This is a genomic window from Halorubrum laminariae, assembly GCF_024494655.1.
Classification (GTDB): Archaea; Halobacteriota; Halobacteria; order Halobacteriales; family Haloferacaceae; genus Halorubrum; species Halorubrum laminariae.
The window spans coordinates 104,886-127,805 of sequence record NZ_JANHDL010000001.1 but is presented as its reverse complement, the minus strand read 5'-3'; the positions used below and the strand labels follow the sequence as shown (position 1 = coordinate 127,805).

At 65.8% G+C, this 22,920-nt stretch carries 20 protein-coding genes; 4 read left to right on the top strand and 16 right to left on the bottom strand.

What is annotated here, in order from left to right; genetic code table 11:
• Positions 1-313 precede the first annotated feature (313 nt).
• Positions 314-1,612 (top strand): MFS transporter, encoded by a 1,299-nt coding sequence (locus tag NO887_RS00580; protein WP_256417009.1) that lies wholly within the window; start codon positions 314-316, stop codon positions 1,610-1,612.
• A 50-nt stretch (positions 1,613-1,662) separates the two neighbouring features.
• Here the strand turns inward: NO887_RS00580 and NO887_RS00575 are convergent, their stop codons facing one another.
• From NO887_RS00575 to NO887_RS00565, 3 genes are all read right to left on the bottom strand, one after another.
• Positions 1,663-4,029 (bottom strand): PAS domain S-box protein, encoded by a 2,367-nt coding sequence (locus NO887_RS00575; RefSeq protein WP_256416547.1) that lies wholly within the window; start codon positions 4,027-4,029, stop codon positions 1,663-1,665.
• 94 nt (positions 4,030-4,123) lie between these two features.
• The gene (locus NO887_RS00570; protein WP_256416546.1) at positions 4,124-4,987 is read right to left on the bottom strand and encodes a 2-oxoacid:ferredoxin oxidoreductase subunit beta; all 864 of its coding nucleotides are present in this window, start codon (positions 4,985-4,987) and stop codon (positions 4,124-4,126) included.
• A 3-nt stretch (positions 4,988-4,990) separates the two neighbouring features.
• Positions 4,991-6,748 carry a 2-oxoacid:acceptor oxidoreductase subunit alpha gene (locus NO887_RS00565; protein WP_256416545.1) on the bottom strand — a complete coding sequence of 586 codons (1,758 nt, stop codon included), beginning with the start codon at positions 6,746-6,748 and terminating at the stop codon, positions 4,991-4,993.
• Between the two features lie 298 nt (positions 6,749-7,046).
• Here NO887_RS00565 and NO887_RS00560 point away from each other — a divergent pair, with 298 nt between their 5' ends.
• On the top strand, positions 7,047-7,691 hold the full coding sequence (locus NO887_RS00560) for an FAD-dependent oxidoreductase (RefSeq protein ID WP_256416544.1): 645 nt from the start codon (positions 7,047-7,049) through the stop codon (positions 7,689-7,691).
• A gap of 1 nt (position 7,692) precedes the next feature.
• On the opposite strand, the gene citZ is transcribed toward NO887_RS00560, so the two are convergent.
• The 5 genes from citZ to alaS all read right to left on the bottom strand — a co-directional run bounded on the left by citZ (position 7,693) and on the right by alaS (position 15,382).
• Positions 7,693-8,841, bottom strand: coding sequence for a citrate synthase (gene citZ, locus NO887_RS00555; protein WP_256416543.1), 1,149 nt, complete (start codon positions 8,839-8,841; stop codon positions 7,693-7,695).
• Between the two features lie 155 nt (positions 8,842-8,996).
• Positions 8,997-10,895 (bottom strand): PINc/VapC family ATPase, encoded by a 1,899-nt coding sequence (locus NO887_RS00550; protein WP_256416542.1) that lies wholly within the window; start codon positions 10,893-10,895, stop codon positions 8,997-8,999.
• 118 nt (positions 10,896-11,013) lie between these two features.
• Positions 11,014-11,730 (bottom strand): type 1 glutamine amidotransferase, encoded by a 717-nt coding sequence (locus NO887_RS00545; protein ID WP_256416541.1) that lies wholly within the window; start codon positions 11,728-11,730, stop codon positions 11,014-11,016.
• Between the two features lie 47 nt (positions 11,731-11,777).
• Positions 11,778-12,584 carry an alpha/beta fold hydrolase gene (locus NO887_RS00540; protein ID WP_256416540.1) on the bottom strand — a complete coding sequence of 269 codons (807 nt, stop codon included), beginning with the start codon at positions 12,582-12,584 and terminating at the stop codon, positions 11,778-11,780.
• A gap of 17 nt (positions 12,585-12,601) precedes the next feature.
• Positions 12,602-15,382 carry an alanine--tRNA ligase gene (gene alaS / locus NO887_RS00535; protein ID WP_256416539.1) on the bottom strand — a complete coding sequence of 927 codons (2,781 nt, stop codon included), beginning with the start codon at positions 15,380-15,382 and terminating at the stop codon, positions 12,602-12,604.
• Between the two features lie 101 nt (positions 15,383-15,483).
• Between alaS and srp19 the strand changes: the two genes are divergently transcribed.
• Together srp19 and NO887_RS00525 are read left to right on the top strand one after the other, a co-directional pair.
• The gene (gene srp19 / locus NO887_RS00530) at positions 15,484-15,762 is read left to right on the top strand and encodes a signal recognition particle subunit SRP19 (RefSeq protein ID WP_256416538.1); all 279 of its coding nucleotides are present in this window, start codon (positions 15,484-15,486) and stop codon (positions 15,760-15,762) included.
• 2 nt (positions 15,763-15,764) lie between these two features.
• On the top strand, positions 15,765-15,995 hold the full coding sequence (locus NO887_RS00525) for an H/ACA ribonucleoprotein complex subunit GAR1 (protein WP_256416537.1): 231 nt from the start codon (positions 15,765-15,767) through the stop codon (positions 15,993-15,995).
• Positions 15,996-16,025: 30 nt separating this feature from the next.
• Here the strand turns inward: NO887_RS00525 and NO887_RS00520 are convergent, their stop codons facing one another.
• From NO887_RS00520 to NO887_RS00485, 8 genes are all read right to left on the bottom strand, one after another.
• A complete protein-coding gene (locus tag NO887_RS00520) occupies positions 16,026-16,322 on the bottom strand; it encodes a hypothetical protein (protein ID WP_256416536.1) in 297 nt (98 codons plus the stop codon).
• A gap of 85 nt (positions 16,323-16,407) precedes the next feature.
• Complete coding sequence (locus tag NO887_RS00515) at positions 16,408-17,919, bottom strand: NADH-quinone oxidoreductase subunit N (protein ID WP_256416535.1); 1,512 nt, start codon at positions 17,917-17,919, stop codon at positions 16,408-16,410.
• Entirely contained in the window at positions 17,912-19,444 is a 1,533-nt protein-coding gene (locus NO887_RS00510; protein ID WP_256416534.1) for a complex I subunit 4 family protein, read from the bottom strand. Before NO887_RS00510 ends, NO887_RS00515 begins: the two co-directional genes overlap by 8 nt.
• Positions 19,441-21,468, bottom strand: a complete 2,028-nt coding sequence (gene nuoL, locus NO887_RS00505; RefSeq protein ID WP_256416533.1) for an NADH-quinone oxidoreductase subunit L — start codon at positions 21,466-21,468, stop codon at positions 19,441-19,443. Before nuoL ends, NO887_RS00510 begins: the two co-directional genes overlap by 4 nt.
• A 1-nt stretch (position 21,469) precedes the next feature.
• The gene (nuoK, locus tag NO887_RS00500) at positions 21,470-21,790 is read right to left on the bottom strand and encodes an NADH-quinone oxidoreductase subunit NuoK (RefSeq protein WP_256416532.1); all 321 of its coding nucleotides are present in this window, start codon (positions 21,788-21,790) and stop codon (positions 21,470-21,472) included.
• A complete protein-coding gene (locus NO887_RS00495; RefSeq protein WP_256417008.1) occupies positions 21,787-22,074 on the bottom strand; it encodes a hypothetical protein in 288 nt (95 codons plus the stop codon). The genes nuoK and NO887_RS00495 overlap by 4 nt, the downstream gene beginning before the upstream one ends.
• 68 nt (positions 22,075-22,142) lie before the next feature.
• Entirely contained in the window at positions 22,143-22,409 is a 267-nt protein-coding gene (locus NO887_RS00490; protein ID WP_256416531.1) for an NADH-quinone oxidoreductase subunit J, read from the bottom strand.
• 49 nt (positions 22,410-22,458) lie between these two features.
• Positions 22,459-22,920, bottom strand: coding sequence for a NuoI/complex I 23 kDa subunit family protein (locus tag NO887_RS00485; protein WP_256416530.1), 462 nt, complete (start codon positions 22,918-22,920; stop codon positions 22,459-22,461).

Below are 22,920 nucleotides of genomic sequence, written 5' to 3'. Positions count from 1 at the left end.
TTTCTTTTTGAATAGTGTGGAATTATTATCGACCAAACCACTTTTTCGCTATATTGTATCTTACACCATCTGAGGTGGTTATTCGTTGAGCGAACGCCTTTTCAACCATGCACATACATCGGATATACGTGAAAAACCACAAAATCAGAAGAATTTGGTGCGGTGGCGTGTGGTGTTCGGGTATCGAGACCGCAGATCGGTGTTCGATCCGTCGTCTTCCGGTCGGTTCCGTCGACGGGCGTTTCACTTCGGCGGCGCAGGCGGCCGAGCGCTCACTCGCGGAGGGGGTGGCCGCATGAAGAGCCCGATCAAGATGACGAAGTACCGGACGCTGCTGCTCGCGACGATCGGATTCAACTTCTCGTTTCTGATCTGGTTCTCGTTCGCGCCCTTCACCGGGCCGATGGCCGAGGAGTTCGGACTGTCGGTGGCCGAGATCGGCCTACTCGCGAGCGCGGCGATCTGGCTCGCGCCGTTCGGGCGAATCCTGACGGGGTGGCTCTCCGATAAGTTCGGCGCGCCGACCATCTTCGCCATCGTCCTCGCGTACGTCGGCGTGTTCTCGATGTGGAGCGCGGTCGCCGAGTCGTACGCCGTCTTCTTCGGCACGCGGCTGATCGTCGCGACGGCGGGGATCACGTTCGTCATCGGCATCCAACACGTCTCCGAGTGGTTCGAAGAGGAGGAACTCGGCACCGCAGAGGGCGTCTACGCCGGGATCGGCAACGCCGGAGCGGCCGGCGGCGCGCTCATCCTCCCGCGGGTCTTCACGGCCGACTGGAGCGGCCCGCTCTTCGAGACGAGCTGGCGGGCGGCCTTCTTCTACACGGGCGTCGTCTCGATCCTCCTCGCGGTCGTCTACTTCGTGTTCGGCGAGGCGGCCAAAGACGAGGAGAAGCGTCAGGCCACCGCGGACAACGCGAGCTTCACAGACTGGATCTACACTGCGACCCGGTACGGGACGGTCGTGCTCGCGTTGGCGTACGTGATGACGTTCGGCCTCGAACTGTCGATGAACGGCTGGCTCGCGACCTACTACCGGGAAGGGTTCAACACGCAGAACCTCACGCTCGCGGCGACGTTCGCCGCGACGTTCTCGATCGCGGCCGGCCTACTGCGGCCGATCGGCGGCTACGTGAGCGACCGACTGGCGCGCGCCGAGCGGAACATCCTGCCCGTGTTTCAGGGTCGGTACCGCGAGCAGTGGACGTTCGTCTCGCTGTGTTTCGTCGTCTTAATGATGTTCGCGATGACGCTCGCGGGACTGAGCGGTCAGGTGCTGCTCGCGGTCGGCACCGGGTTCCTCGTCGGCATGGGCTGTGCGTTCGCCGAGGGCGCGATATTCGCGCAGGTGCCGGCGATGTTCCCCAACAGCTCCGGGGCCGTCGCGGGCGTCGTCGGCGGGGTCGGCACCGTCGGCGGCATCGTCTATCCGCTCGTATACTCCGCGCCGTTCCTCGCCAATCTCCATCTCGGCTACTCGATCGTGGCCATCTCGATGATCCCGATCGTCCTGTTGACCGCGTGGGTCTTCCAGCCCCACGTCGCCGAGCGCGCGACCGACGACGGCTTCGTCGCCCACGACGACTCGGCGGTCGTCGCCGACGACTGAGCCGGTCCGCGGTCGCCGTCACGCTTTGTTGCCGCCACCCTCTGTCACCGTCACTCTCCGTCGCCGGCGATACCCGACACGCCCGTGATCTCGAAACGCGCTCCGCCCGTCTCTCCCGCCGTCGCGTCGATCGACCAGCCGTGCGCTTCGGCCACCTCCCGCGCGATCGTGAGGCCGAACCCGGTTCCGTCGGGGTCGGTGGAGTAGCCGCCCTCGAACACGTCGTCTCTCTCGTCGACGGGGATCCCGACACCGTCGTCTTCGACGTAGAACCCCGTTCCATCTGCGAGCGGGCCGATGGTGACGGACAGGGGCGGCCCGTCGGAGTCCACTCCATCGGAATCGGGACCGTGTTCCATCGCGTTCCGAAAGAGGTTCTCGAACAGCTGTCGAAGCCGGCTCTCATCGGCACGGATGCTCGCGTCGATCTCGACCGAAAGCGTCGTGTCATCCGTCTCGACCGTCCGCCACGATGCTGTCGCCACATCTCCGATCTCGACCGTGTCCGGATCTTCGACCGGCTTCCCCTCGCGCGCTACCGTGAGGAGGTCGTCGACGAGCGCCTCCATCCGGTCGAGCGCGTTCGCGGCGTCGTCGAGCCCGGGGGTGTCACACGACTCCCTCGCGAGCTCGATGTTCCCGGCGGCTACGCGGAGCGGATTCCGAAGGTCGTGAGAGACGACGCTCGCGAACGCGTCGAGCCGCTCATTCTGGCGTTTGAGTTCGCGTTCTCTCTGCTTTCGATCGGAGATGTCGCGTATCACGCCGACGCGCGAGACCCCGTCGTCCGACCCCGGAAGCGACGTGAACCGGAGTTCAGCCGGAATCGGATCGCCGTCTATCGTCCGGAAGTCGTATTCGATCCGAGCGATGTCCCGATCACGCTCATCGAGCGACTCGTACATCGCAGTCGTCCGGTCGATCACCTCGTCGTCGACGAAGTCGACTATCGGTCTCCCGATCAGTTCCTCGCGGCTCGCCTCCTTCATGTCCACGTACGCGTCGTTGACGAAGTCGATCCGTCCCTCATCGTCCAGCGTGTACACCGCGTCTGCGAGCGACTGGACGATCGTTTCGTACCGTTCGAGGTCGCGTTCGCGCGCTGCGCGCTCGCGGTTCCGAACCGCACGGTGGACGACCTCTGCCACGTCGCTTGCGAACTCGGCCTCGTCGTCGGTCCACTTGCGGGTGCCGCCGACGTGTTCGTGGCAGACCATTCCGATCACGTCGCCGCCGGAACGAAGCGTCCCGTCGAGCAGCGCGCCGACGCCGTGTGCCTCGAGGTAGCCGTCCGCCAACTCGGCCGTTCGCGGGTCGCTTGCGGCGTCGTCGACAGCGATCGCGCGGTTCGTTTCGAGCGCCTCGATGTACGTGGGATGGTCGTCGATTCGCAGCCTGCCCCCCGCGTCGTGCTCGCCCGTCTGCCGGTCGTAGTCGTCGACGCAGTAGAGGAACTCGTCGGACGCAGCCGAGTTCGCCGTTCCGTCGATACCCGCCTTCGGCTCGGTCAACCAGACGTTGACGCGGTCGACGTCGAGCACCCTCGCGGTTGCCTCCGTGATCGTTCGGACCGCGGTCTCGAAGGAGCCGTCGGCCACCGCTTCATCGGTTGCCAGCCGGAGCAGCGTCTCCCGCTGGCGCTCTCTGCGCTGTCGTCGTCGCTGTGCGTCAGTCACGTCCACGCCGAACCCGGCGACTCGGACGACCTCTCCCGCGTCGTCGCGGATCGGTTCACCGCGGATCTCGATCCATCGCTGGGTGTCCTCGTTGGGACGAACACGAAACGTGTGTCTGACCGACTCCCCGGCGGTGAGTCGATCCATCGCGTCTCGTACGCGGTCACGGTCGTCGGGGTGAACGTCGTCGAGGAACGCGGTCGGATCGTCTCGCAGCTCCGAACGCGGGTGGCCCCACAGCTCCTCGTAGGCGGCGCTCACGAACAGTAGCTCGCTCCAGTCAGTGTCGAAGACGAAGATGAGCTGATCGGTGTTGTCCGCGACCTCGACGAGGCGCTGTTCCGCTCGCCGGCCGCGGACCTGCCGCACGGCGTTCGCGACGCGGTTCGCGAGCAACTCGTACTGCTCCGTGCCCGCGTCCTTTTGTAGGTAGTCGGTCGCACCGGCCCGGAGCGCCTCGCTCGCTATCGTCTCGGAGCCCTTCCCGGTGAACAACACGAACGGGAGATGCGGGTGATCCTCGCGAACGCGCCGGAGGAAGTCGATCCCGGACTGCTCCGGCATGTCGTAATCCGATATCACGCAGTCGACGGCCGGGTCCTCGTCGAGCGCGCTACGGCCCGCCGCGACCGATGTGGCCGTCTCGACCGTGAACCGGTCGTCTATCCGTTCGAGGAAATCCGCGGTGAGGTCGGCGAAGTCGGGCTCGTCGTCCACGTGGAGAACCCGAATTTCGTCCATGAGTACGTAATGCTCACGTCGCGGATAAATAGCTGTGTCGTCGGCCGGTGAGACGCGCGGTGCGAGTGATGCGAACCCGACCGCGAACCGTCGTTCAGTAGAACTCGCGGACGAGGTCAGTCGCGCCTTCGGGCGCGCCGTCGGGGATGACGGACATGTCCTCGTCGACGCCGTGCTGTTCGTGGTACGGCACCGACTCCTCGTCTTGATAGATGACGCCTTGGTGTTCCTGCTCGCTGTCGAGGATGACATCTTTCGCGTCCTCGCGGGAGGACGGATCGTGGTCCGTTTCCTTGAGATCGACGAGCGAGTCGCGGAAGTAGTCGTAGGTGTCGACGTCGTTGAACGTGACACAGGGAGAGTAGACGTTCACGAAGCCGAAGCCGTCGTGTTCGACCGCCTTCTGGATGATCTCCTGATGGCGGAGCGCGTCTGAGGAAAAGGACTGCGCGATGAACGTCGCGCCCGACGCCAGCGCGAGGGCGTGCGGGTTGACCGGGGGCTGTTTGGGGCCCTCGGGGCTCGTCGACGTCTCGAAGTCCTCGCGCGAGGTCGGCGACGCCTGCCCCTTCGTCAGCCCGTAGATGCGGTTGTCCATCACGACGTACGTCATGTCGACGTTGCGCCGGACGGCGTGGACGAAGTGGCCCGCACCGATGGAGTAGCCGTCGCCGTCGCCGCCGGCGACCATCACTTCGATGTCGGGCCGCGCGAGCTTCACGCCCGTGCCGACGGGGAGCGCCCGGCCGTGAACGCCGTGAAGCGCGTAGCTGTGCATGTACGTGCCGATCTTTCCGGAGCAACCGATGCCGGCGACGACGAAGGTGTTGTCGGGATCGTTTCCCGTCTCCGCGAGCGCCTTCATCATCCCGTTCATCGTGCCGAAGTCGCCGCATCCCGGACACCACGTCGGCTGCTTGTCGGACTTGAAGTCGGTGAATCGAATGTCTGAGCTCATTGGTTACGCCTCCACCTCCGCCGCGAGGGTGGCTTTAATCTCCACTGCGAGTTCGTCGGCCTTGAACCGCACGCCGTTGTACTTGTTTATCCGGTCGACCCGTTCGAGCACGTCGTGCTCGACGAGGTCGGCGAACTGTCCCTGCTCGTTACACTCCACGACGACGACGTTCTCCGCCGCCTCCACGTCCGCCGAGAGATCCGGTCGCGGGAAGATGTACGGAACGGAGATCACCCGAACCGAAATTCCCTCCTCGTCGAGGAACTCGACCGCCTCCGCGAGCGCGCCCTCGTTCGACCCCCACGTGATCACGAGCGTGTCGGCGTCATCGTCCCCGAACTCGCGCGGTGAGAAGTCCTCGCGTTCGCGGGCGGTCGCGACCTTCCGGTTGCGCTTGTCGACCTGCTCGACGCGCATCTCCGTGTCCTCGGTCCGGCGGCCCTGCTCGTCGTGTTCGAGGCCCGTCGACATGTGCGCGCCGTCAGCCGTGCCGGGGAACGCGCGCGGTGAGACGCCGTCCTCTGTGATCTCGTGGGGTTGGAAGCCGCCCGACTCGCTCATGTGGTCGTCGATCGTAGACTCGTCGACGACGAAGCCGCGGTCGACCTCCACCTTCTCCATGTCGAAGGTGTCCGGCGTGAACGTCTGCTCCGTGACTGCCATCGAGAGGTCTGCGGTGATGTACACCGGGATCTGGTACTTCTCGGCGAGGTTGAACGCCTCGACGGTCTTCCAGAAGCACTCGGCGATCGTCGTGGGCGCGAGCACGAACCGCGGGACCTCGCCGTGGCCGCCGTATAGCATCTGGTTTAAATCGCCCTGCTCCTGTTTCGTCGGCATCCCTGTCGAGGGACCGGAGCGCATCACGTTACAGATGACGAGCGGCGTTTCCGAGGTGGCGATGAGTCCGAACGTCTCCGTCATCAGATCGATTCCGGGACCGGAGGTGGCGGTCATTGACCGCGCGCCCCCGCGGGCGGCTCCGAGCGCCATGTTGATCGCGGACAGCTCGTCTTCCGCTTGCACGACGTGACCGCCGTACTGCTCGATGCGCCCGGTGAGGTAGGTCATTACGTCGGTGGCGGGCGTGATCGGGTAGCCGGCGTAGAAGCGACAGCCGGCCGCGATGGCACCCATCCCGATCGCCTCGTCGCCGTTGAGGAGGACATAATCCTCTTCCGTCGTCTCTAGATCGTAGTCGAACTCGTGGTCGAACTCCTCGGCGACGTACGATCGCCCCGCGCGTGCGGCCTCCTTGTTGTTGTCGACGAGCTTCTGTCCCTTGTCCTTGAAGCGCTTTTCGAGCGCCGAGTCGAGGTTCTCGATCGGAAAGTCGGCGACCTCACAGGCGGCACCGAGTGCGACGACGTTCCGCATGATCGCCCCGCCGGCCTCCTCGGCGAGCCGCTTGAGCGGAACGTCGATCCCGATCATCCCGTCGGGGATCTCGACGTCTTGCATCGTGGTCCGCTCGCCGTCGTAGATGATCACCGACCCCTCGTGGAGCTCGTTGAGGTTCTCCTCGATGGTCCGCGGGGTCAATGCGATGAGCACGTCCAGCCGATCGACGACGCTCTGTACCTTGTCGACGGATGTTCGCACCTTGTAGGCGGTGTATCCGCCCCGAATCCGCGACGCGAAGTCCTTCGATGTAAACACGTGTCGGCCCGCCCGAGAGAGCGCTTGCGCGAAGATCTTCCCGGTCGAGTCGATGCCGTCACCGGCCTCCCCGCCGACGGCCCAATTGAAGTCCGCAGCCATGCTATGGTCCGCCTTCCACCGGGCTCATCAAAAGACTTCTGGAAGGAGCTACGGACACAGTTTCACACATTCATATTTTTATCATTTAATATATTAGGAACAAAAGATTCTGTGTGGAATATAGTACAAGAACCAGACGTTCGTTTTCCACATTCCTCACGATCGACTCTTTCTGTCGCAGATCGTTTCGACATTCGTCGAAATACACGCGCGCAGTCGGTCACATTCACCGTGTTTCGACGGAGGCAGGACCGACGGCGACGGGAACACGTTTGTGTCCGCCGGCCGGATCGTCAGCATGGACACGACAGCCACGGTCAGCGAAGTCGAGACGGTCGGCCGCGACACGTACGCTCTCCGGTTTCACGCACCGCACGAGTTCGCCGCCGAACCGGGACAGTTCGTGAAGCTCGGCACCGAGATCGACGGGGAGTCGATCGCGCGCTTCTACACGCTCTCCTCGCCGACCGTCGACGACACTTTCGAGGTCACCATTGGCATCGATCCGGACGACGGCGGCGACTTCTCCGCGTTCCTCGCGGACGCAACGGCCGGCACGGAGATGACACTCTCCGGGCCGTTCGGCGATCAGCACTACGACGGCGAACCCCGCGCGATCGTCGTCGCCGGCGGCCCCGGCGTCGGACCAGCGGTCGCCATCGCCGAACGTGCCCTCGACGATGGGGCCGAGGCGGCGATCGTCTACCGCGACGACGACGTGGCGCACGCCGACCGAATCGAGCGGCTGAAAGAGCGCGGCGCGACGGTCCACCTCCTCGACGCCGACGCGGACCTGCGCGACGCGCTGGCGGACGTGGTGACCGGCGCGGCGGGCGAGACGGTGTTCGTGTACGGGTTCGCAGATCTCGTCGAGGACGCGACCGCGGCCATCGAGGCCATCGGCGGCGACGCGGACGCCGCGAAAATAGAGAACTTCGGCTAACTCAGCGCTCGTCGATGGGAACGAACGTCGCGTCCTCGGGGCCGGTGTACCGTGCTCGCGGTCGGATGAGACGGTTGTCTTCCTGATACTCGACGACGTGTGCGATCCAGCCGCCGACGCGGCTCATCGCGAAGATGGGCGTGTACATATCGACCGGAATGCCCAGCGAGTCGTACACCGAGCCGGAGTAGAAGTCGACGTTCGGCGCGATCCCCTTCTCTAAGAGCCCCTGATCGGTGAGATACCCCTCGATCGCCGTGGTGTAGTCGAGCCACTTCGTGTCGCCGGACGACTCTGAGAGGTCCCGGAGTTTCTCTTCGAGGATCTTCGCGCGCGGGTCTTTCACCGCGTACACGCGGTGCCCGAAGCCGGGGATGCGGCGGCCGTCCTCACGGGCGTCTTTCACCCACTCGACGGGGTCCTTGTCGGAGGCATCGATCTCGTAGAGCACCTCCATCACGTCTTGGTTCGCCCCGCCGTGAAGCGATCCGGAGAGCGCGCCGATCCCGCCGGTGACACCGGAGTAGATGTCGGCCATCGTCGAGCCGATCACTATCGCGGTGAACGTCGAGGCGTTGAGACCGTGGTCGGCGTGGAGCGTGAGCGCCATGTCGAACGTCTCCGCGCTGACGGCGTCGGGCTCGGACCCCGTGAGCATGTAGAGGAAGTTCGCGGCATGCGAGAGATCGGGGTCGGGCGCGATCGGGTCTTCGCCCTGACGCGCGCGTTCGAAGGCGGCCAAGACCGTCGGAATCTTCGCAGTGATGCGACGGCCCTTCCGGAGCGTCGCGTCGAGATCTTCGGGGTCCGCGTCGGGCTCGGGCTCGTACGCCGACAGCATCGACACCGCGGTCCGGAGCGCCGCCATCGGGCGTTCTCCGGCGTCAGCTAGCGTGCGGACAGTCTCCAGCACGTCGTCGTCGACCTCTCGTTCGGCGGCGAGTTCCGCGGCGAACGCGTCGAGCTCTTCTCGCGTCGGCAACGAGCCGTACCAGAGGAGATACAAGACCTCCTCGTAGCTCGCGCCGCGCGCGAGGTCCTCGATGTCGTGGCCGCGGTACACGAGCTTGCCAACCTCGCCGTCGACGTAGCTCAGATCCGACTCCGCGACGAGGACGCCTTCGAGCCCGCGCTTTAACTCGTCTGACATGGAGGAGGATTCCGTCCACCACCAAAAAAGCGTTATCTTTCAGGAGGGATATTGTTCGACGATCGTGGAACTTAATTCGAGTCGAACGACGGACACCGCGGCGGGGAGTGCCGACCTCGACTATCGGACAGCGGCGGTACGCGTCGAGGTCACGCTCAGCGCGCCGGAACGACCGTCACCTGCCGCTTCCGATCGATTGCGTCTTCCAGTTCCTCCGCGATTGCGGATCCGCGAGACACCTGCACCTCGCCGCCGCGGCCGACGGTTGCGGTAAAGAGGTACTCACCATCTGCACGCACCTCGACGGTCTCGCCGACGCCGTCGTCGACATCGATGACGACGTGTCGGGAGGTGATCTCCGGCTCGACGACGGTGCCGCGCTCTTCGCCGACCTGTCCGCCAGTCCCGCCAGATCCGCCCGTTCCGTTGGACCCCGCACCGGTCGAGGCGTCATCGGCCCCGCCGGGTTTGTCGGCGTGCGTCCGGACATCGATCTCGATGCCGAGCCGGTTCTCGATGTCGCTGATCCGGCCGCCGCCCTTGCCGATGACGGTGCCGATGTCGCCCTCGGTGACGTACACTATCGCTTTGTCCGTGCCCTTCAGTTCCACCTCGACGTGCCCGTGCGCGACCGATCGTATCTCTCGTTCGATCTCCTGTTTGGCGATCCGTCCGACCCCGGAGTCCGCGTCGTCCCCGTCCGTGTCGTCGAGCGGAACCGTGACGACCTGCCGGTTGAACGTGTATATCTCGTACTCCGGGCTGCCGGTCTCGAAATTCGACACCTGAATGACCGGCCGTGCGAGGTCCTCGGCCGTGAGTCCCGCCGGCACCTTCACCTCGGTCTCCACGTCGTAGACGGTGTGGACCTCGCCGGCCTCGATGTAGACGACGGTGTCGACGATCTGCGGGATCATCCCGAGTTCGACGCGGCCGACGAGCCGCTGGAGCGCGTCGATGGCGCGGGAGGCGTGGACGACGCCGACCATCCCGACGCCGGCCATCCGCATGTCCGAGAACACCTCGAAGTCGTCCGTCTTGCGCACCTCGTCGTAGATCGTGTAGTCGGGGCGGACCAAAAGCAGCGAGTCCGCGGTGTTCGCCATGTCGCCGCCGAGCGCCCCGTACTGGGTTATCTCCGGGCCGACCTGTAGGTCGCGCGGCTTCTCCATAGTCTTCACGGCGTAGTCAGAGTCGTTGAGGAACTCCGCGACCGCCTGTGCGAACGTCGACTTCCCCGCGCCGGGCGACCCGGAGATGAGCACGCCGCGTTTCTGTTCAAGGAACCGCTCGCGGAGTTCGTCGGCGAACTCGTAATCGTCGAGCGTCGTCTTCGCGATGGGCCTGACCGCAGTGATCTCGATCCCGTCCGAAAAGGGCGGCTGCGCGACCGCGATCCGGTAGTTCCGGAACTGGACGATGTCCATCCCGTCATTGGACAGTTCGATGAACCCCTCGTTCGACTGGCGCGCCAAGTCCACGATCGCGGTCGCCCACTCGCGCATCTGTTCCTCGCTCGTCGCCTCGTCAGCGATCTCGACGTACCGCATCTCGCCGAGGCTCCCGCGTTTGGCCTTCGGCACCGTCTCCGATTTGAGGTGGACCGACATCGTCTCGTCGGTGAAGAACCGCTGGATCGGCAGCTCGTCGACGACGCCGCGAGCGACCGGTTCGACGTACTCCACGTCGACCCCCTTCGCGCGGGCGACTTCGGCCTGCACAACGTCGCTCGACAGGAGGGTGGCACCGTGATCGGCCGCCAGATCGCGTATCAGCGCGTCGATGTCGCCCTCGTGAGCGCGCGATCGAGCGTCGCCGCTCGCGCGCTCGCCGACGTACCGGAGTTCGATCGCTCCGTCGTCGGCCAGATCGGCGAGCCGCTTGAGTTCGCTCAGCCCGTCCCAGCCCGACTCCAGCCCGTCATTGGCCTGCGACTCCAGCTCGCCGACAACGGCTTCGGGGACGAGCACCGTCACCGACTCGTAGCTCCCCGAGGCGACGCGTTCGGACACGCGGCCGTCGACGACCGCACTGGTGTCCGGTACTACGTTCATACGGTCGCTCCGGGCGGGAGCGGTATAAGGGTGTTCGACCCGGCCGCAGTCCCCCGTCGACCGTTCTGAGAGGGGCTCTCGGTCCGGATCGACCGGCACTCTTCTGTGCGAGCGCGGGTCAGTCCCCGGTGGCAGCCGTCGACTCTCGCTCAGCCTTCAGCCGCCGGGCGTACCCGACGAAGTTGTCGAAGATCGACTTCGCCTCGCAGGCGGCATCGTAGGCGTCTGGCGTGATCTCCGCCAAGACCGAGTCGACTCGTGCGTCTCCCAAGCGTTCGCGCTTGCCCTCCGTGACATCGCGCGCGGATTCGATGTCGTACTCCGGGTGGAACTGGACGCCCCAGCAGTGGCCGTCGCGAAACGCGTGGACGCCGTGGTCGTTCTCGGCCAGCAGCGTCGCGTTCGGCGGGAGGTCGACGACCGTGTCCCCGTGCGTCGTGAAGACCGTGAACTCCTCGTCGACGCCCGCGAACAGCGAGTCGTCGCCACGCTGTCGCACCGTGTTGTAGCCGATCTCGAAGCCATCCATTCCGGTGACGCGGCCGCCGAGCGCCTCCGCAAGCACCTGATGGCCGTAACAGACGCCGAGCACCGGCACGCCCGCGTCGGCAGCGTCGGCGACGTACTCGACGAGCGGTGGAATCCACGCTTCGTCCCAGTAGACCGAGGACCGCGAACCGGTGACGACGACGCCGTCGAAGTCCGTGTGGTCGGGCAGGTGACCGCTCGTAGCGTCGAACTCCACGAGGTCGGCGTCGAGTTCGCGGCGAAAGTTCCGCCGCGTGTTCCCGTCTGTCTGCGCCGCGTTCAACAGCGCGAACCGGAGGCGTGTCATTGACCGGACAGAGGCCCGAGAAACTGAAAACGGTTGTGGCGCGTCGGTCACCCGGAGAGCGGATCGGCGGTGTGTTCCGCGAGCCAGCCGACGAGCAGGTCGTTGACTGCGGCGGACGCCTCCACGCCGACGAGGTGTCGCGCACCTTCGATCCCGGTGAGTTCCCCCCGCGGGAGCCCGTCTGCGAGCGTCTCCGCGGCGGTGAGCGGACAGACGGTGTCGGCCTCACCGTGGATGCAGAGCGCCGGCGTCGTGATCTCATACAGGTGGTCCGACACGTCGAACTCCGTCACGGCCGCGCGGTGCGCCTCGAACGTCTCGCGGTCGGCGTCCTCCCCGAGCCGCCAGTCGGTGATCCGCGAGAGCACGTCCGGATGCGTCTCACGGAACGACTCGGAGAGGAGCCCGGTCAGCGACCCCTCGACCGCCGCCGGCGACGACGGGTCGGCCCACACCCCGCGAGAGTGGTAGTCGAAGCCCGCCGGCGGCGTGCCGACGACGGTCAGGCTCGCGGGGCGCGACGAGGCGTTCGCGTACGCGAGCGCGACCATACCGCCCAGTCCGTACCCGACGAGGTGGGCGTTCCGTATCTCCTCTGCGGCGCAGACGGCGTCGACATCGCTCGCCAGCGCGTCGACCGTGTACGGTCCCGCTGGCGCGTCGGACCGACCGACGCCCCGCGTCTCTGGCGTGACGACCGTGTGCGGTCCCGCGACCGCGGCGTGTTGCCAGCCGAACTGCCACGCCCCGAGGCCAACATCGCCGCAGAACACGACGGCTTCGTCGGCGTCACCCGCGTCCGGCGCATCGACCTCGTACCGGATTGTGACCCCGGCGTTGTCGGCTGTCGGCATCGGTGAACGCTCCGTGCTTACGCCTCTCGGACGCTGTGGACGATCTCCGGTGCCGCGTCGAGCGCCTCGTTGAGCGCGTCGACGTCCGGTCCGCCGCCCTGCGCGAAGTCCGGCGGGCCGCCGCCGCCGCCGCCGACGCGGTCGGCGAGCGCCGCGACCACCCGCCCGGCGTTGACGTCGACGCCGTCGGGGACGCCGACGACGAAGCTTGCCGACCCGCCGGCACCGCTCCCGATGACGGCGATCTTTCCGTCGTCGACGTGGGCGTTCGCGGTCGCGCGCAACTCGTCTGCGTCGCCGTCGAGCCGCTGGATCACGGCCGTCGCTCCGTCGATATCGACCTCCTCGGCGTCCGCGCCGCCGGACGCGCGGGCCGCCGCGAGCTCCTCTTTGAGCGACTCGATCTCTTTGCCCCGCGCCTTCCACTCCTCGAAGAACCGCTCGGCCGTGTCCGGCACGTCGAGCGGGTCGACGTCGAGCGCGTCGGCGGCGTCGTACAGCGCGTCCTCGGTGCGCTGGGTCGACTCGACGGCCGCGCCGGCAGCGGCGAAGACGATCCGCTCGACGCCGTCCTGAACAGGCTCCGTCTTCAGCACCTTCACCGCGCCGATCTGTCCGGTTCGGGCGACGTGGGTTCCGGCACACGCCTGCACGTCTGCGTCGCCGACATGGATAAGCCGGACGTTCGTTCCCGGCGGGACGCCGCCTTGGTACAGATCGAAGCCGTGTTCGGCCTCCGCCTCGTTGCGGTCCGGCCACTCCTGCCGGACCGACACGTCGTCGCGGACCAACTCGTTTGCGACGCGTTCGATGGCTTTGACCTCCTCTCTGGAGATCCGGTCGTAGTGGCGCACGTCCAGCCGCGAGGAGTCGATCCCCTTCTGTGCGCCCGCCTGCCGGACGTGGTCGCCGAGCACCTCGCGGGCCGCGTGTCCGATGAGGTGCGTCGCCGTGTGGTGGGCGCGCAGCCGGTCGCGACGGTCGCCGTCGACCTGTCCCTTGACGAACTCTCCCTTCCCGAGCTCTGCGTCGGTGCGGTGGAGGACGACCCCGCTCACCTCCTGTACGTCAGTCACGTCAACGGTGGTCTCACCGACCGTGAGCTGCCCGCGGTCTGCGGGCTGTCCGCCGCCCTCGGGATAGAACATCGTCTGGTCTAACACCACGTCGTACCCCTCCTCGCGCTCGAACACGTCGAGGACGACCGCCTCGAACTCCGTGCGCCCCTGATCGTCGTAAAAGAGCTTCTCCGTCTCGGGGAGGTCCGCGAACCGCTCGTCGCGCTCCTCGGCCGCGTCGTCGCCGTCGGCCTCCTCGTGGCGGTCGGCGACGAGCGCGTAGAAGTCGTCCGGAACGTCGACGGCCGCGTCGCGCTCTTCGGCGATGTCGGCGACCATGTCCGGCTGGATCCCGTGGGAGTCGTACAGCTCCAACAGCGCCTCGGTCGGGATCGGATCGCCGGTTCCGGCGTACTCGTCTGCGAGCTGTTCGACCTTCCGCGAGCCGCGCTCCAGCGTCTTGCGGTACTTTCGCTCCTCACTGCGGACGATCTCGCGGATCGTGTCGCGGTTCTCGTACCCGAGCCGATCGGCCTGCATGTCGACCAGCTCGTCGAGCGGCGCGTCGACGCCGACCTCGTCGACCAGCCGCTTCATCCGCCGGAGCACCATCCGCGCGAGGTAGCCCGTGCCGACGTTCGACGGGACGATCCCGTCGCCGAACATGTACGCGAGCGTCCGCGAGTGGTCCGCGATCGCGTAGATCGATTCGAGCGGTTCGACCAGATCGCGGAGCCGCTCGACATCTACGTCGAGCCGGTCGGCGATGTCGCCGCGGGCGGCCTCCACGTCGTCGACGTCGTCGATGTCGAGCCGCCCCGAGAGCTTCGCGGCGCGGTGGACGATCTCGCGCTCCTCGGCGGTGTGTTCGATCCCCGCGTTCTCCTTCAGGAAGTCGATGGCGTCCGGATAGATCGCCTCGTAGACGGTCGCCGTTCCTTGACTCATCCACGTCCACCGCTCTAACCCGTACCCGGTGTCGACGATGTAGGTGTCCATGAACGAGTACGTGTGCCCGTCTTTCATCTCGTAGTCGCCGTCGGGGTCCCGCTCCATGCACATGAAGACGAGCGTCGCGAGCTCCGCACCCTTGTAGATGACTTCGATGGCGGGACCGGCGTTGCCGCCGCCGACCCACGGGTCCTCGATGTAGGTGATCTCCTCCAGATCCGCCCCAAGCGACTCGAACAGCTCGTCGCAGTATTCGACGGTCTCGTCTTTCCAGTACACCTCGCCGTGATAGGCGTACTCGTCCTCGTCGACCTCCTCGCGGGTGTTGAACGCGTGGTGGGCCATCATCTCGAACGCCATCGTGTGTCGACCCGTCTTGCCGACGTTGTCGATGTCCTGCATCCGGATACAGGGTTGTGAGACGGTGAGGGGGTTCGCCGGCGGCGGCGTCTGCCCCGAGGTGACGAGCGGCTGGAAGTCGTAGATCGACGCCTGCGTCAAGAGCACATCGTCGCGCCAGCGGTTCGCGGCGACCGGGTAGGGGTCGATCCGCTCGTGACCGTGTTCTTCGAAGAAGGAGAGGAAGGCCTCGCGCATCTCCGACAGCGAGTGGGGCTCCGGGAACCCCGGATCGTCGATGAAGCTGTAGTCCTCACAGGGCGGCTCGCCGCACAGCTCTCGTTCGTGGTCGCGAGTCCAGAAGTGCGCGCCACAGGAGGGACACTCCTTGCGCTCGAACCCCTCCTCTTCGAAGTAGTCGAGACGGTACTCCGATTCGAGATCGCTCATTACAGCAACGTGACCCGTGTTGGTGCAAAAGGGTTCCGGGGTGGGTTCGGCCGTCTCCGAGTCCGAAACGACCTTACCCCGCGCGCTCGCCACTCCGGTATATGGTCGAGAACGTCGTCTATCCCGCGTACTTCGACGCCGATCGGTCGCGATCGGCGGGCCGCCGCGTCCCGACGGATCTGGCGGTCGAGAACCCGACCGTCGACGAGATCGCGAAGGCGGTCCAGCAGATCGGCTACGACGCGGTGATCGAACGCGACAAGGCCTACTCCCGCGAGTTTGAACCTCGCGGCATGGTGGTCGTCCGCGGAACGGAAGACACGGCCAAAAACGACCTCGTGCAGGCGATCGCCGCCTACCTCGGGGTCATCCGAGAGTAGCGATGCGGCGAGTGGGTCTCGTCGTCCGCACCGCGGGCGGGCTTGCTATCGCCCGCGCCGACACCGCAGCGGAACCGCCGCGGATCGGTTCGTCGGTCGTCGACGAGTCGCTCTCGACAGTCGGCCGCGTGGTCGACGTGTTCGGCCCCATCGATCACCCCTACGTGGCTGTGACCCCGAACGACGGCGTTGGGCTCGCGTCGCTCGTCGGCGGAAAGCTGTATGCCCGGTAGATCGGGTCTCCCCGGCTCGAAACAGCCTCTTCACTCGACTGGCTGCACGTCAGGCTCGTCGACCACGTCGAAGTCGGCGAGCGTCTTGGCCGTTCGAGCGAGCCGTTCCGCGACCACCAGCTTCTCCGTCCGGTCCAGTCGCCCCCATTCGAGTTCGTCCGGCGGCGACTTCTCAAACCCGCGAAACGTCTGAAACACCGCCTCGTTGACGAACCGCTCGAACGATTCGCACTCCGGACACGTCACGGAGAGGTGCGACGTGTCGAACTCCCGAGTTAGCGTGTGATCGAGACAGCCGAGACACCGGTACGTGCGTGTGCGACTCATACTGTCACCGACGGGCCGAACGCCGGAATACCTACGGGTACCGGTCGAACCGAACGAAACGGAGAAATCGAGTCTCGCGAGGCGGTCAGAACAGCGCGGACGCGGCCGCCTCGGCGGTCTCGATGACCGGCCCGAAGCCGGGCAAGAGTAACACCGTCGCGACGGCGGCGAACACGACCGCGGCGTACAGCGCCGTCGGACGCACGTCGATCGCGTCGAGCGCGCTCGGCGAGTCGGGGTCGTCGAAGAACAGCGCCTTCACGACCCGGCTGTAGTAGTACAGCGAGATGACGCTGTTCACCGCCCCGAGCCCTGCGAGCCACAGGAAGCCGTTGTCGATGGCCGCTTGGAACAGGAAGTACTTCGAGAAGAACCCGGCGAACGGCGGGAGCCCGGCGAGCGAGAACATGAACACGGCCATCGCGGTCGACGCGACGGGTGCGCGACGCGCGAGCCCGGCGTAGTCCGCGAACGTCCGACCGACGCCCCACCGCTCCGCCATCGCGACGAAGAGGAACGCGCCGGTGTTCATGAATCCGTAGACGAGCAGGTGCGCCATCGCAGCGCCCATCACGGTCCCGTTGGCCTGCCCGCCGGCCGACAGCGCGGCGAGGCCGATGAGCGCGTAGCCCGCGTGACCGATGGAAGAGTACGCCAACATCCGTTTGACGTTCTCCTGAACGGCGGCTGCGAAGTTTCCGAGCGTCATCGTCACGGCCGCGAGGATGCCGAACGCGAGCACCCAGTCGATGTTCGCGGCGGCGGACGCCCCAATCGGGAACGCCTCCGTGAACAGCTGGAAGGCCACCACGAAGCCGGCGGCCTTCGACGCCGACGAGAGGAACGCGCTCACGGGAGCGGGCGCGCCCTCGTACGCCTCCGGAGCCCAGAAGTGGAAGGGAACCGAGGCGGTCTTGAATGCCACGCCGCCGACGATCATCACGATACCGAGCCCGGCGACGCCGGCGAGTCCGTCGAGCGAGCCGAACGCCTCGGCGACGTCACCGAACAGCAGCGACCCTGTCGCCGCGTACACGAGCGAGATGCCGAACAGGAAGATCGCCGACGAGAGCGCCCCGACGAGGAAGTACTTCAGCCCCGCCTCGACGCTCCCGCGGTTCTGCTTGAGGAACGCGACGAGCACGTACGACGGCAGCGACACCATCTCCAAGGCGATGAAGACAATCGCGAGCGAGTTAGCGACCGCGAGAAGCGCCATGCCCGTCGTCGCGAACATCACGAGCGAATAGAACGCCGCGGGGTTCGCGTGGTCGTGGAAGTAGTCGTGGGCGGCGACGACGACGAGCGCCGTCACCGACGCGAAGATGGCGACGAAAAACAGCGCCATCGTGTCCACGGCGATCGTGTCTGCGAACAGGTACAGTGCACCGCCGGTGGCGGCGCTACCGGTTCCACCGACGACGAGCCACACGGTCGCCGCGAGTGCACCGAGCGACCCGAGCGCGCTGACGACCGCCATCGAGGTGTTCGACCGTCCGGACGGCCGTATTGTGTCGACCAGAAGCAGCGCGAGCCCGGTGAACGCCAAGAGCAGCACCGGTAGCAGTGCCAGTACCGCAGTCGGCGCGTTAACCATTGATGCTCACCCCCTCGACCACGGGTAGCGCAGCGTCACGGATCATCTCGAAGAAGATGTCGGGTGCGACACCGAGTACGATGATCGCCACCAGAAGCACTGCGAGCGGGGCCACATCGTGGAACGGCGCGGGACCGACCTCATAGTCGGTTTCGAGGTTGAACGGCCCGAACAGCGTGCTCTGCATCGCCGACAGCAGGTAGCCGGCAACGATAACGATACCGAACATCGCGAGCGCCGTGAACACCGGCGCGTACGGGAGCGCCGGGGCGGAGAACGACCCAACGAAGATGAAGAACTCACCGGCGAAACCGGCCATCAGGGGCAGCCCCATGTAGCCGAACGCGCCGGCGACTAGGATGCCGACGGTGATCGGCATCCGATCCGCCATCCCGGCCATGTCACCGACCATCCGCGTGTGTGTCGCGTTGTACACGACGCCGACGGCCATGAACATCAGCCCGGAGATGAGCCCGTGCGCGACCATCTGGAACGTCGCGCCGCCGACGCCGTACTCGGTGAACACGACGAGTCCGAGGAGGACGTATCCCATCGACGAGACGGAGGAGTACGCGACGATACGCTTCAGGTCCTTCTGCGCCAGCGCCAACATCGCGCCGTAGATGACGCTTATCACGGCGATCGCGGCGATCGGGACCGCGAGCGCGGACGCCTGATCGGGCAACATTGTGAAGTTGAACCGGAGCAGCGCGTACGTCCCCATCTTCAGCAGGACGCCCGCGAGCAGCACCGACACCGGCGTCGGGGCCTCGACGTGAGCGTCCGGAAGCCACGTGTGCACCGGAACGATGGGAACCTTCACTGCAAACCCGAGGAACATCGCGAGGAACGCGACGAGCGCCATCCGCTCGGGTGAGATTCCGAACCACGTCGAGAGTTCTCCGGCCGCGATGGCCTGCGTGATCTCTGGGAGCGCGAACGAACTCACCGACTCGCCGAGCGCGAACACCAACGACATGAACCCGATGAACATCAGGAGCGACGCCGCGTTCGTGTACACGAAGAACTTGATCGCGGCGTACTTCCTGCGCGGACCGCCCCAGATGCCGATGAGGAAGTACATCGGCACGAGGACGGCCTCCCAGAAGATGAACCACAGGAAGAAGTCGAGCGCCGTGAAGACGCCGAGGAGGTTCGCCTCCATGAACAGCATGAGCCCGTAGAACTGGCTCTGCCGGGAGTCGATCGGCGTCCACGCGCTCACGATCGCCAGCGGCACGAGGAACGTCGTGAGCACCACGAGCGGGAGGCTGATCCCGTCGAGGCCGACGAACCACGAGACCGACCGGCCGCCGACTTCGAGCCACTCGATCTGCGTCTGGAATGCGATGTCACCGCCGGTGAGCGCGTTTCCCGAGCCGTCGAAGGCAGACCACAGGTACAGCGACCCCGCGAACGGGATCAGGCTGAGCGCGAACGCGAGTTTGCCTGCCCACTCGTTTGGCGCGAGGAGGACGACGAGCGCGCTCACGAACGCGACCGCGATGAGCGCTTCGAGTATCACAGGAACCACCCCCCGGTCACGCCGAGGACAAGCACGAGGGCGACGAGTCCCAGCGTCAACAGCGCCGTGTACTGCGAGACGACGCCGCTCTGGATCCGACGGATCCGATTCCCGCCGAAGAGGCTCACCGAGGAGACGCCGTTGACGACGCCGTCGATGATCCCTTGGTCGAAGACGTTGGCCGCGCCGGCCACGTCCTCGGTGCGATACGCGAGCCATACCTGCAGTTCGTCGAGGTAGTAGTTGTTGTACAGCACGTCTTTGATCCCGCCGAGCTTCGCCGTGTGTTCCGTCGGCGACGGAACGCCGTAGAGCCGCCACGCGAGTCCGAGTCCGGCAAGCGCCAGCCCGAGCGAGACCGCCGCGCCGACGAGAACCGTTCCGACTTCGCCGCCGACGATGTACTGACTACTGTACGGCCCGAGATCCGCGTAGTGGTGAGAGGAGAGCCCCTCGATGCCGCCCCACTCGTTGTCGAGCCAGCGGTGGAGCACGTCGATCCCCTCGATGCCGAGCACCTTCTGGACCGGAACCATGTTGATGACGCCGGTGACGACGGCGAGCGATCCGAGCACCGTCAACGGACCCTTCACGTTCCAGCGAACGGATTCAGGGTCGCGAGCGGTGGCCGACCGCGGCTCGCCGTGGAAGGTCAAAAAGACCATCCGGAAGGTGTAGAATGCGGTGACGGGGACTGCGAGCAGTCCCATCAGGTACCCGCCGAACAACAGCGGCTCGCCGGGCGCGTGAACGAGCGCCTCGTAGAGGATCTCGTCTTTCGACCAGAAGCCGGCGAACGGGAAGATACCCGCGAGCGCCAGCGACCCGGCGAGGAACGTGTAGTAGGTGACGGGTAACTTCGATTTCAGTCCGCCCATGTCCCACATATCCTCGTTGTGGTGCATCGCGATGATGACCGAGCCCGCACCCAAGAACAGCAGCGCCTTGAAGAACGCGTGCGTCGTCAGGTGGAAGACGGCGGCCACGTACCCGCCTGCGCCGAGCGCGAGCATCATGTAACCGTACTGCGAGATGGTCGAGTACGCGAGCACCTGCTTCAGTTCGTCTTTCACCACACCCATCGTCGCCGCGAACAGCGCGGTGAAGCCGCCGATGAAGGCGATCACCGCGAGCGCCGTCGGCGACAGCGCGTAGAAGCCGTACATCCGCGCGACGAGGTAGACGCCGGCCGCGACCATGGTCGCGGCGTGGATCAGCGCGGAGACGGGCGTCGGGCCCTCCATCGCGTCGGGGAGCCACGTGTGCAGCGGGAACTGCGCCGACTTCCCGACGACGCCGCCGAGAACCAGAAGACCGACGATCGTGAACCACGTGTCGAGCGCGAGCCCGCCCGGCGTCCACGCGACCTCACCGGCCTCCGCGAGCGCCGGGAACGATTCGGGTCCGGCGAACTGCGCGGTGCCGAACGTCGCGAGCACCGCCACGACGCCGATCAGGAAGAAGTAGTCGCCGAAGCGGGTGACCAAAAAGGCCTTCTTCGCCGCCGACGGCGGTCCCGGCTCCCGGAAGTGGAAGCCGATGAGCAGGTACGAGCAGAGCCCGACCAGCTCGAAGAACATGAACGCCATGAGCAGGTTGTCGGCGACGACGAAGCCGAGCATCGACGCCGTGAACAGCCCGAGCCCGGCGTAGTACCGCGGGAGCCCGGTCTCACCCTCGTCGTTCATGTAGCCGAGTGAGAACACGTGGACGAGAAGCGCCACGAGCGTCACGATGACGAGCATGAGCGCCGAAAGCGGGTCCACGAGAATACCGAAGGACAGTTCCACGTCGGTCGCGCCGATCCCGCCGGCGCTCGCCCACGTGTAGATGGTTCGGTTCGCTGCCTGTCCTCCGGCGACGGTCGCGAGCACCCACAGCGAGAGCAGGAACGACCCCGCCGTCGCCGCGATGCCGCCGAAGGCACCCCCCTTCGGGAGGTACCTGCCCGCTCCGAGCGCCACCAGGAACGAGAAGAACGGCAGGAGAACGATCGCCGGAACGTACGAGAACACGTCTATCATGTTACCACCTCATCTCCGTTGGAACGGTGACGTCTGTGACGCCGAAGTTGCGGTACAACACCAAGATTATCCCGATCCCGATAGCGACCTCGGCGGCGGCGAGCGCGATGACGAACAGCGCGAACACCTGCCCGGTGAGGTCCCCGTAGTACAGCGCGAACGCGACGAAGTTGATGTTCGCCGCGTTCATCATGAGCTCGACGCTCATGAGGAAGTACAGGGCGGACCGGCGTGTGAGCACGCCGAGCAGCCCGATACAGAACACCGTCGCCGCCAACAGCAGGTACCACGACGGCGGGATCGACGAGGCGACGGCGGTCACTGCCGGTCACCTCCGTCGCGACCACCGTCGGTCAATGCCTGTCCGACCGCCGCGACGATCGACCCGTCTTCCTCTCGTTTCGCCAGGTACACCGCGCCGTCGACGGCGACGTCGAGGGCCACGGCGGCGATCAGGAAGGCGGCGAGGAACCCTTCGGCGGGGACCGTCGTCACGTCGTACTCGCCGAGCCCGAATAGGGAGTACCCAATGTTGTGAACGATCGACGCGTCGGCGGGGAATCCGGATACTGCTCCGAACTCTGCCGAGAGGGCCGTGAGGGCCATCACGACGAACAGGGCTGCGACCGCGATGACGGGAACCACGCGACTGACAGGCCCAGAACTCGAATCGCTCACGCGCTATTCACCTCCGTTTCCGTGTCCGATCGCGTGAGCATCACGGCGAACGTGACCAAGATGAGAACCCCGCCCACGTAGACGAGGATCTGCATGGCGGCGATGAACTCCGCCTGTAACATCACGTAGTGCACCGCGACGCTCGTCAGGGCACCGCCCAAGAGCAACGCGGCGTGGAACACGTCGCGCGCTAGGACGACCCCGAGGCTGAACGCCAGCGTGACCGCGGCGAACAGCCCGAACGCGATGGTAGCATAAACCATTGTGTGTGTCTCCTATGAGAGTCCCTTTGAAGATTTCGAGACGCGCCCGTTACTGGTAGTCGACCTCGCCGTCTCCCTCCCCGATCCACGCGCCGCGATCGGGGTTTCGGGATTCCAGCGGATCGATTCCCTTGTACCACGGAACGTTCTTGAGCTGTTCTTTGTTGAACACGAAGTCGTCTTTCGTGTCGGCGGTGAACTCGAAGTTCTGGGTCAACAGGATGGCGTCAACGGGACAGACTTCCTCGCAGAGCCGGCAGTAGATGCACTGGCCGATGTGGAGGTTGTACTGCTCGCCGTTGCGCTGGTCGTCCTGAACGATCTGGATCGTGTCGTTCGGACAGACGTTTTCGCACTGCCGACACCAGATGCACCGCTCTTGGCTGAACTTGTGGACGCCGCGGAAGCGCGGGCTCACATCGGGAGCGTCCTCCGGGTATTCCACCGTGAACGTCGACCCGTCGAGCGCGTGCTTCATCGTCGTCGCCATGGATTTCATGAGTCCGATCAT